Here is an 11,392-nt window from a genome sequence, read left to right as displayed (position 1 = left end):
TTCACCACGAACCGCGAAGACCCGCGAACGGTGACTTGCCCCAACCCGGCGTGCGGCATCGACATGCCTCTGGTCCGCTCGTGGTGGTTGAGCAAGAAGAAGGGCAAGGAGGCCTTCGTTGCGCCCGAGGTCGTCGCCGATGCAGCAGCCCCGTCGCGGCGCCGGGTCGCCTTCACTATCCGCCGTGGAACGACCGGAGCGCCGACAGTGAGCACCGACGGGACTGTCGGACGCACAGGTGCACAGTGCGTGGCGTGCCGCTCCGCCGTCGAGCTCCGCTTCATCCGCGAAGAAGGCCGTAAGGGCCGGATAGCTTCTCAGTTGATCGCAGTGGTCGCCGAGGTCAATCGATCGCGTGCATACCTCCCGCCAACCCATGCCCACGTCAAGGCAGCGGAGGTGAAGCGGCCGGAATCGGCTCCGGTCTCCGACATGCCCACGCAGGCGCCCAGCTTCCGCGTGCAGGCATACGGCATGACGCACCACGCAGATCTGTTCACGAATCGTCAACTTGCGGCATTGACGACATTCAGCGACCTCGTCGGCGATGCCCGCGAGCAGGTGCTTGCTGACGCGCTCGCCATCGGGATGGACGAAGGTTCTCGTCTGACCGACGGGGGCACGGATGCATCAGCCTACGCAGACGCGGTCGCCACTTACCTCGGTCTCGCCGTGAGCCGAACGGCTGACTTGGGAAACGCTCTCGTGACCTGGTCGAACTCGCGCGATCAAGCACGCAACCTGTTCGCCCGGCAGGCCATACCCATGGTCTGGGACTTCGTCGAAGTGTCACCGTTTGCCCGCGCGGCCGGCGACGTGTCGATCGCGACGGAGTCCATGGCTGGGGCGCTGAAGTCGCTCCCCGCCGCTGTCGAGGCAACGGCCAGCCAGTTCGACGCCGCGCAGCGCGACTTCCGCGGGACGGTAGTCTCGACCGATCCGCCGTATTACGACAACATCGGTTACTCCGACCTTTCGGACTTCTTCTACGTCTGGCTCCGGCGAGCTCTGCGGCCCATCCATGCCGAGTTGTTCTCGACAATGCTCGTTCCGAAGGCGGAGGAGCTCGTCGCGAACCCGTATCGACACGGAGGCGCCGAAGGGGCATCGAAGTTCTTCGAGGACGGGTTCGAGGGTGTCTTCCGTCGGATCCGGGAGACCGCAAGGAGTGACTATCCGATCACGGTCTACTATGCGTTCAAGCAGCAGGAGCTCGAGGAGCAAGGAGTCGCTTCCACGGGCTGGGCGACGCTGCTCGCCGGCATGATGCATGCGGGCTGGTCGATCACTGCTACATGGCCGATCCGATCGGAACGCTCCGGCCGAATGATCAGCGTGGGGACCAACGCCTTGGCCTCCTCGGTCGTCCTGTGCCTCCGTCCACGAAACGAGTCAGCCGAAGCAACGAACCGGCGCGGCTTCCTCGCCGCTTTGAAGACAGAGCTGCCGCACGCCCTCACCGAGATGCAGCAGGGCGCCATCGCCCCCGTCGACCTAGCGCAAGCCACCATCGGTCCCGGTATGGCGGTGTTCTCCCGCTACGCCAAGGTCATCGAGGCGGATGGCTCGCCCATGACAGTTCGGACAGCCCTCGCTCTGATCAATCAGGCGCTCGACGAGGTGTTGACCGAACAGGACGGCGACCTCGACGCCGACAGCCGGTTCTGTCTCAAGTGGTACGCCCAGTTCGGCTGGAAGCCCGCCGCCTACGGCGACGCGGAGAACATGGCTAACGCGCTCAACGTACCCGTGAAGCGCATGGAGGACGGCGGCGTGCTCGTCGCCCGGGAGGGGTTCGTGCGGCTCATCCGTCCGGGCGATTTACCACGGAACTGGAACCCCGTTGACGACGACCGGATCTCCGTCTGGGAGGTGACCTGCCACCTCGCCCGCAAGCTGACCACCGACGGCATAGATGCGGCCGCCCCACTCATGGCTGCGGCCGGCACTCGCATCGACCTCGAGTCCGTGCAGCTGCTCGCGTACCGGTTGTACGAGCTGGCTCAGCGCAAGGACCCCGAGGACGCCCAGCTGTTCAACGCTCTGGGAACCGAGTGGGCGGACCTTTCGGCAGCGTCGCAGAAGGTCGATCGCACGTTCGCCCAGCAGGGTGACCTCGGACTCGACGCATGGTGAACACCGACGCGACACGCAAGGGGGCGGCCTCGTCATGGCAGTGAGCAACAAAGAGCAGGTCGGCAGGGCGCTCGACGTCCTGGCGGAGGCTCTCGAACCATTCGTCGACCGAGTGCTGGGCCCGCTCCTGCCTACCGGTCAACCGTGGACGGTTCTCCTCGAACTCAAGGACGAAGCCCGGGGCCGCCCACGGGCGGACCGCTACAACCCGATGGATCTCCACCTGCAACTACGAGCCATCAACGAGCGGCACGGAGAACTGGGGTTCCCCTTCGACGGTCCCCTGTCCCGGGGGGAGCGCAATCTCGCCGGGGAGCTCGCAGACGTCCGCAACCGCGTGGCGCACAACGAGTCGTTCAGCCCGGACGACGCTTACCGCGCTCTTGACACCGTCGAGCGCCTCTTGCGCGCCATCGGCTCGATCCCGCAGGCCGATGAGGTCCGCCGTCGTCGGCTCGACATCCAGCGCGGCGCGTACGAGTCCGAGACCCGCCGCGCCGGCCGGGCGCCGGCCACCCCGGACACGGCGGACACCGATCTGCCCGCCTGGCGAGAGGTGCTGCCTCCCCACACCGACGTCCAGAACGGCACGTTCGCGTCCTCGGAGTTCGCGGCCGATCTCTACCGCGTCGCCGTCGAGCCCACCGGCACGGACGACGAGTACGCCGACCCGATCGAGTTCTTCCGGCGAACGTATCTGACCGAGGGACTCAAGGATCTGCTCTTGCGTGCCGCCGCCCGCGTGTCCGGCGACGCCAACGCGCAGCCGGTGATCAACCTCCAGACCACGTTCGGCGGGGGCAAGACTCACTCGATGCTCGCGGTGTGGCACCTGTTCTCCGGCCGACCGCTGGGAGCCTTCCCGCAGGAGGTGCAGGACCTCCTCCGCGAGGGCGACCCCACCGGCTTGACCGTGCGACGCGTGGCAATCGTCGGCAATGAGATCTCTCCGGGACAGCCGGACACCAAGCCGGACGCCACGGTCGTCCACACGCTGTGGGGCGAGCTCGCGTGGCAGCTCGGCGGCGCCGAGGCATACGCACTGGTCGCGCAGGCCGACCAGACGCGCACCAACCCAGGCGCGACACTCCGGACACTGCTGGCCGACCATGGACCTGCGGTCATCCTCATCGACGAGTGGGTCGCCTACGCCCGTCAGCTGCACAGCCGTTCCGACCTGGCGGCCGGCGACTTCGAGACCCAGTTCACCTTCGCGCAGGCCCTGACCCAGGCGGTGGCAGCCGTTCCTGGCGTCCTCCTCCTCGTTTCCGTGCCCGCCAGCGACGTCCGCCGCGACACCGCCGATGCTGCGCCGGGCGAAATAGTCGTCGACGCGTCGGACCTCGAGGTCGGCGGTCGCCACGGCCGGGAGGCACTCCAACGTCTCGACAACGTCATCCGCCGGGTGGCGCACCAATGGGCGCCGGCGTCGCGGGACGAGTCATACGAGATCGTCCGCCGACGGCTGTTCCGCGAACCCGACAACGCCGCGTCTGCCGCCATCAACGCCACGGCGCGCCGGTTCATCGAGTACTACCGCCAGCACCGTGCGGAGTTCCCGTCCGGGGTGACCGAGAGCGACTACGAGCGGCGCATCAGAGCGGCGTACCCGATTCATCCGGAGCTGCTGGACCGCCTGTACACGGACTGGTCGACGCTGGAGCGCTTCCAGCGGACTCGCGGTGTCCTGCGCCTCATGAGCACCGTGGTCCACGAGCTGTGGGCACGCGGCGACCGATCGCCGCTGATCGTGCCCGGCTCCGTCCCGCTCGACGAGGCGGGTGCACGGAGTGAGATCGTCCAGTACGTCGACCCGCGCTGGACCGAGATCGTCGAGACGGACATCGACGGCCGCGACGCCATCTCCCGCCGGGTGGACAGCGACCGGCCCCTCTTGGGCAAGAGGTCAACCGCCCTACGGGTCGCTCGGACCGTGTTCCTGGACTCGGCGCCGACCCTGGACGCGGTTCGCAAGGGCGTCGATCGCAAGCGCGTCACTCTCGGGGTGGCGATGCCGGGCGACGTCGTGGGGAACTTCGGGTCCGCACTGGATGGGCTGGTCAACACCTCCAGCCACTTGTTCCGCGACGGGGACCGGTACTGGTACGACACCCAGCCCTCGCTCAACAGGCTCGCTGCGGAGCGCGCGAAGGACCTCCCTGCCGAAAGGGTGCACGGCGAGGTCGTCACCCGCCTTCGCCAGCTCCTCAAGGCTCCCGCCCCCGACTTCGCCGGTGTGATCGCGGCACCGGAGACATCGGGCGACGTCGCGGACGAGGAAGGAACCCGGCTGGTCGTCCTGCGGCCGGAGCACCGACACAACGGCAAGGACAAGGAAAGCGCCGGGGCACGGTTCGTCCTTAACCTGCTCCAGCACCGCGGGACGGGTCCTCGTCTGCGGCCCAACTCGATCGTGGCGCTCGCCGCGGACGAGAACCGCTGGAAGGACCTGGAGGACACCACGCGGACTCACCTTGCCTGGCGATCGATCGTCGACGACACGGACCTCCTCGACCTCACGCAACAGCGCGCGGCCCAGGCGCGGAAGCGCGCGGACGAGTCCAACCGGACGATCGAGGACCAGATACCGGCAACATGGATCTGGGCCCTCCACGCCGTCCAGGACGATCCCTCCTCCCCGCTGACCGTCGGCCAGATCAAGTGCGACGGAGCCGAGAAACGCCTCGCTGTCCGCACGGGTGCGAAGCTCGTCCGCGAAGGGGTGTTGCACACGCATCTCGCACCTGCCGCCCTCCACATCGATCTCGTCGGCGTTCTCCGTGCGCGGTGGAATCGTGGCCACGTCTCCGTCGGCGACCTGTGGGACTACTTCACACGCCACCCCTACCTCGTGCGCCTCCGTGACCGGAGCGTGCTCACCGAGACAGTCCGGGACGTCCTAACCGACGCCGGCTGGACGCAGCAGGGCTTCGCTCTCGCCACTGGCTACGACGAGACCACCGGCCGGTATGACGGCCTGGCCGTGCCCCTGGAGGACCAGCACTTCGGCCAGATCACCGATACGACCCTGCTCGTCCGTCCCGAGATCGCCACCGAACAGCGGCAACAGGAGCGCGAGGAGGAGCGGGAGGCCGAGCGCCAGCGACTCGACGTGGAGACGAAGCGTCGCGGCGGCTCAACGGACAGGACGCCGGACCCCGTCGACCGCGTCTCCGAGGAGGAAGGCGCCGACGAGGAGGAACCGCCCCGCACCATCCGGGCCGGTGCCTACACCGGCCGCTTCCTGCTGGAGGACCGCACCGAGGACATCCCGAGTCGCCTTGCCGAGGTGGCGCGCGAGGTTCTCCAACTGCTGGCGGACACGCCGGACCTGGATCTGTTCGAGATCTCCGTCGATGTGCGCGCCGAGACCTCGGACGGCTTCCCGGAGGGCACCCGCCGCGCGGTCCAGGAGAACGCCCGGACGCTGCGGTTCGACACCAGCCGGTTCGACGACGTGGAGTACTGAGATGGTCGAGCCGCTCACGGACACACCTGCCGACGAGGTGGTCGCCCGGCTGATCCTCACGCCTGACCCGGCCTTCGTGAAGAGCCTCGGCACCCACCACACCCTCGAGTCCGCGATGGCCGACCTGGTGGACAACAGCATCGACGCGCACGCCACCACGGTGACGATCCGCTTCGTCACGAGAGGCGGACACCTGGCGGGGATCATCGTCGTCGACGACGGTGACGGCATGGACGCCGACCTGGCAGACCGCGCCATGCGGCTCGGCGGTCAACGCGACTACGCCCCGGGTGATCTGGGGCACTTCGGTGTCGGGCTCAAGGCGGCCGCCCTCGGCGTGGCGAACGTTCTCACCGTCTGGTCGCGGCGGTACGGCGCGAGTGCGGTCGGGCGCCGCCTGTCGCGGGTCGACATGCAGCGGGACTACTCCTGTGACGTCCTGAGCACGCAAGCCGCGGAGCGTTCGATCGAACATGCCTTGGACGGCCGTGCTCACGGGACGGTGATTGCACTCACGGAACTCAAGCATGGCGTCCACGGCGCGTCGCCGGCGGAGGCTGCGGCTTGGCTGACGAACGCCCAGCAGCGGGTACGGCACCACCTCGGCCTCGTCTACCACCGCCTGCTCGCAGCGAACCGCGTCGTAGTTCAGACGATCCAGGTGGACGAGCATGGAAATCAAGGCGTTGCGACCCCCGTGCGGCCCGTCGATCCGTTCGCCTACCCACTGACCGGGAGGCCCGGCTTCCCCAAGCAGCTGCAGGCCAAGGCGTCCGGGGTCGAGGTGACCGTCACGTGCCACATCTGGCCGGCTAAGTACGAGAACAACACCGAGTTCCGACTCCAGCAGAAGTCCGCCGAGGAGACGCAAGGTTTCTACGTCTATCGCGCGGATCGCCTCCTCCAGGTCGGCGGCTGGAACAACGTCGCCAACGCGAGCTCGCTCCGCAAGCTCGCCAGGGTGAGCATCGACGCCGACGGTCTTGACGGCCTCGTGCAGCTCAACCCGGAGAAGAGCGGCACTCAATTCAGCACCGCTCTGGCGCACGCCCTCGCTCAAGCGACCTCCGGCGTTGGGAACGACGCCGTGTCCTTCGAGGACTACCTCAACGCGGCCGAGGATGTGCTGGTCCAGTCCAAGAAGCGGACGCACAAGCGCAAGCCCGTGGTGCAGCCGGACCGCGGCTTCGCCGAAGGCGTCCGGCGGGCGATCGGCGAGGAGCTCGACTTCCACGCCGACGAGGACCCTGTCGAGGTCCGCTGGAAGCGGCTCCCCACGGGGACTTTCTTCGAGATCGATCGACCGCTGCGAACCCTGTGGCTGAACCTGCTGTACCGGGATCTCTTCTCCCCCGGACAGAAGGGGCTCAACGACGCACCGCTGGTCAAGGCACTGATGTTCCTGCTGGCACAGGACCACTTCGCCGGCACCCAGTACAGCTCCGCGAAACGCGATGAGGCTGCCGTGTGGCAGGCGGTCCTGGGGGCGGCTGCCGAGGAGGAGAAGGCACGACGCAACAGAGGAGGCGGAACGCGATGACGTCCGACCCGGTGCCCTTCGCACCTTCCGAGCGCCACCCCGACCTGGCGATGCTCGACGGCTACTGGGCGGACGGCAACGTCGCCAGACTTCCCATTCCCGGCACCCCCGAGTGCTTCATCGACCTCGACCCGCCCCACCGCGAGATCAAGTTGAGCGTTCCGGCCGACGGCAAGGAGCCTGACCTCGCGAAGTTCCGCAACATCGACCTGGCCTCCTGCACCGATGAGGGCGTGGACTGGTGGGAGATCCGTGTGCTCGTCGAGAGTTCGCTCCACGAGGCGTACTCGCTCCTGACGCGCATCGCGGACCTCGTTCAGCTCGAGCGGCTGTCCGTCGGCGTCGCGACCTACCAGGCGCTCGAGGCATACCGTGCCCTCCTCGCATCGCGAGGCGCGATGAGCGAGGAGCAGCAGATCGGGCTCTACGGTGAGCTGCTCGTCCTCGAGCACCTCCTCCAACATGCAGGTCCGGACGTCGCTGTGCCCGCGTGGATGGGACCCACCAACGAGGAGCACGACATCGCCCTCGGGCACGTCCACCTCGAGGTCAAGACCACCAAGGGGGAGCACCGTCGGCACGTCATCAGCGGGACGCAGCAGCTCCAGCCGCTGCGTGACGTCCCGTTGTGGTTGGTGTCCATCCAGGTGACGCCCACGACGCATGATGGCGGACGGAGCCTGGTCGACCTCGTGGCAGCCGTCCGTGACCTCGCACGCGAAGGACGCCCTCGGATCGACGAGCTTCTCCGCTCGATGGGCTGGCGTGATGCCGACGCCGACCTCTACGCGGCACACCTGACGCTCCGGAGCGGACCGCGCGCCTACCTCGTCGACGAGACCTTCCCCGCGCTGACGGACGCACGCCTGGGAACGGCCGTGCCCCAGGCCGAACTCGTCAGTGACGTGAAGTACCGCGTCGATGTCACTCACCTGGGCTTCGGCGTCCCACCGTCCCCGGTGGACACCTTCATCGAGCATCCCGAGGAGCCGAGCCCATGACTGCACCCGCCTGGCAGCACGATGTGACGATGCTGCTCACCGCCGACGCGCAGACAGTCCCGCGGCCTCTCGTCGCCACGGTGAACGTCCTCATGGGTGGTCAGGGGCTCACGGAGGAAGCGCTGGCCGCCCACCTCGAGGCAGCACCCTTGACGGACCCCGTCGTGCATCGCCTCCACCGGGCGCTGCTCGCGTGGGACTCGCACGCCGAGGCGCCATGGGCAGCCCTCGACGGAGAGCCGGCGCCCCCTCCACACACCACTGCCCGCCGTCACAGGGCCTACGCCCGCCTGGGCTTCTCCGACTCGCTCGCACAAGCGCTCGACCTCAAGTGCCCCGTGGTGGAGAACCACGAGGTGGTGATCTCCAAGGAGTTCGAGCCCTGGTACGAGGAAGCCAAGGGCGCACGGCACAGCTTCTACTGGGCCCACTACGAGGACTACCTCCGTGCGAAGGGCTGGGGCGCCGACGTCATCGAGTCACTCGACTCCGCCTCCGACGACGTCGTCCGTCGCCTGTCGGACCCGACGCGACCAGAGGCGAAGAAGACGCGCGGACTTGTCATCGGCTATGTCCAGAGCGGGAAGACGGCGAACTTCACTGGCGTGATCGCCAAGGCCGTCGACTCGGGCTACCGCCTCGTGATCGTGCTCACGGGCACCGTCGAGATGCTTCGCGCACAGACGCAGCGGCGACTGGACAAGGAGCTGGTGGGCTACGAGAACCTCGTGCACGGCCTCGACACCACCGGTGACACGTGGCTCAAGGAGTTCGACTACGCCGGCGACCCGGAGTGGCAGGACGGGACGTCGTTTGTTCACCACCAGGGCATCGAGATCACCGACGGCGTACCGCGCATCATCCGAGCCACGACGCTCGGGGCCGACTACAAGCGTTTGAAGCAGGAGCTGACGAAGCTCCGCTTCCCGAGTCGGCCGAAGAAGTCGGCTCCCCTCAACGACCCGGAGAACCTCGCCGCCGCGGACGCCTACCTGGCGGTCGTGAAGAAGAACTCGACGACCCTGAAGAAGCTCATCACTGATCTGAAGGCCGTCGGCTCGAAGACGCTCGGCGAGCTGCCGATACTCATCATCGACGACGAGTCCGACCAGGCGTCGCTCGACACGACCAGCCCCAAGGTTAAGGCCGCCGCTGCCACGGACGCCGAGCGCAAGCGCACCGCGATCAACAAGGCGATCTCTGAGATCCTGTCGCTTGCCCCACGCGCGCAGTACGTCGGCTACACCGCGACGCCCTTCGCCAATGTGTTCGTCGACCCGACGGACGAGCAGGACATCTTCCCGTCGGACTTCTTGATCACTCTGCCCAGGCCGGTCGACTACATGGGTGTGGCTGACTTCCACGACATCGAGCGCGACTGGAGCACGGAGACCCGCGATCTTACGACGTCGAACCGCATGGCGTTCGTCCGCGACCTAGAGACCGACATCGACGCCGCCGATCTCGACGCAGAGCTCCTCGACGCCGTGGATGCCTTCGTCCTATCCGGTGCCCTCAAGCTCTACCGCGAGCGCCACGGCACGAGCACCGGGCGCCACCACACGATGCTGGTTCACGAGTCCGTCAAGAAGGCCGAGCACCGAGAGACCGCCGACCGTGTACGGGATGTATGGTCCGCGCACCCCGCCACATCTCCGATCGGCATCGGCCGCCTGGAGGCGCTGTGGGAGTCCGACTACCGCCCGGTCTGTGTGGCTCGCCAGGACGGCCCTGTCCCCGAGTCGTTCGCTGCGATCAAGCCGTACATCGGAGATGCCTACGCCCGGATGACGAAGGACGGAGACCCCGTCATCGTCGTCAACTCCGATGCTGAGCTTCAGGCCAACGCCAAGCGTCTGAACTTCGATGCCGAGGCGGTGTGGCGCATCCTCGTCGGTGGAACGAAGCTCAGCCGGGGCTTCACGGTTGAGGGCCTGACCGTGTCGTACTACCGCCGATCAGCTGGCCAAGGGGACACACTGATGCAGGCCGGGCGGTGGTTCGGGTACCGCAAGGGCTACCGGGACCTCGTTCGCCTGTTCATCCCGGACGACCTGTATCAGGCGTTCGAAGCAGTGCTTCGTGATGAGGAGGCACTGCGCCTCGAGCTCGCTCAGTACGAGGGCTTCGACGAGTCCGGAAAGCCCCTGTTGACCCCACAGGCGGTGCCCCCGCTCATCCGTCAGCACCTGCCGGCGGTCAAGCTCACCGCTCGCAACAAGATGTGGAACGCGCGTCTGATCGAGCAGGGCGTGGGAGGCCGCATTCGCGACCTCTACATGGTCCCGAGCGCCGACGACACCGATGCCAAGAAGCAGAATGCCAAGGCGATCGCTCGCCTGCTGGCGCACACGGGCGAGTCTGTAAGACTCAGCGACGGCAAGAACCTGTTCGACGCGCGCGTCGCCCTCGTGGACAACGCCAACGTCACGGAACTCCTCGGTTCGCAGGGGCTGCGGTGGCACACCGCGGCGAGCGAACTCGTGCGACCGCAGGTCCGTTTCTACGGCAATGTTGCCCGCGACAAGCGTGTGGACAGGTGGGCCGTGATCTGGCCCCAGCTGGGGACCGGCGGCCACACGACCCTGCCGGGCTTGTCCACCCCTGCACCCCTCGTGACCAGGAGCCGGCGCCCCGGTCGCTACGACTTCTCCGGCTCGGATAGGAAACACCGCATTCCCGCCGAGAGCCTCGCGGCGATCGGTCCACGCGCAGCTGACGCCTTCCTGGACCTGGCGGGGGCAGACACGGACCTAGACCTCGGCGTCGTGCTCGTCTACCTCGCGCTCGATCCAAGCGGCAAGGCGGACCTGCGCTCCGAGTCGCCGGTGGTCCCGACCGAGGTCACAGTCCTGGTGTCGATGGTGATCCCGGAGCAGTCGGCGCCCGGGGGCCGGGCGCTCGTATGGGAACGCGTCCAGGACGACGAGATCCACCGTGATCTTGCTGCCGTCGACGACCCGACCGTTGCGTCGTAGGCCGAGCCACCGGAGCTCACCGCCGTCAGGGGTGTCGGCGGGCACCGTCCCCGTTGCGGCCGACGCTGTCGGCGAGAGTCTCGCGGCTCGGATCACACCGACGAAGCGCGGCCGCAGGCGCTGGCACCCAGACAGCGGTGACATCAGCGGCTCCAGCACAGTCGACGCTCCGTCAGGAGCAACTTGACGTTCTGCTAATCAGGAACTCGTTGGCGCGCCTGAAGACGTCTGATCGGCCCTTAACGGGCTCTTCGGAGTTGAGCGTGGG

Annotated in this window: 5 protein-coding genes; all 5 read left to right on the top strand. The window is 67.5% G+C overall.

Annotated features, from left to right (window positions below):
• Nucleotides 1–2,136 (top strand): DUF1156 domain-containing protein (locus N866_RS22420; protein ID WP_034226754.1); only part of this gene is annotated, 2,136 nt, incomplete at its 5' end.
• Nucleotides 2,137–2,170: 34 nt separating this feature from the next.
• Complete coding sequence (locus tag N866_RS12275) at nt 2,171–5,605, top strand: Swt1 family HEPN domain-containing protein (protein WP_034226753.1); 3,435 nt, start codon at nt 2,171–2,173, stop codon at nt 5,603–5,605.
• A gap of 1 nt (nt 5,606) precedes the next feature.
• Nucleotides 5,607–7,145, top strand: coding sequence for an ATP-binding protein (locus N866_RS12270; protein WP_052022990.1), 1,539 nt, complete (start codon nt 5,607–5,609; stop codon nt 7,143–7,145).
• A complete protein-coding gene (locus N866_RS12265) occupies nt 7,142–8,146 on the top strand; it encodes a PD-(D/E)XK motif protein (protein WP_052022989.1) in 1,005 nt (334 codons plus the stop codon). Before N866_RS12270 ends, N866_RS12265 begins: the two co-directional genes overlap by 4 nt.
• Nucleotides 8,147–8,175: 29 nt before the next feature.
• Nucleotides 8,176–11,124: a Z1 domain-containing protein gene (locus N866_RS12260; protein ID WP_162177319.1), complete on the top strand. Its 2,949-nt coding sequence runs from the start codon at nt 8,176–8,178 to the stop codon at nt 11,122–11,124.
• Nucleotides 11,125–11,392 lie beyond the last annotated feature (268 nt).

This window comes from Actinotalea ferrariae CF5-4, from assembly GCF_000603945.1.
Lineage (GTDB): Bacteria > Actinomycetota > Actinomycetes > Actinomycetales > Cellulomonadaceae > Actinotalea > Actinotalea ferrariae.
Note: the sequence above shows the minus strand (reverse complement) of the source record. Positions and strands in the feature narration are given on the sequence as shown.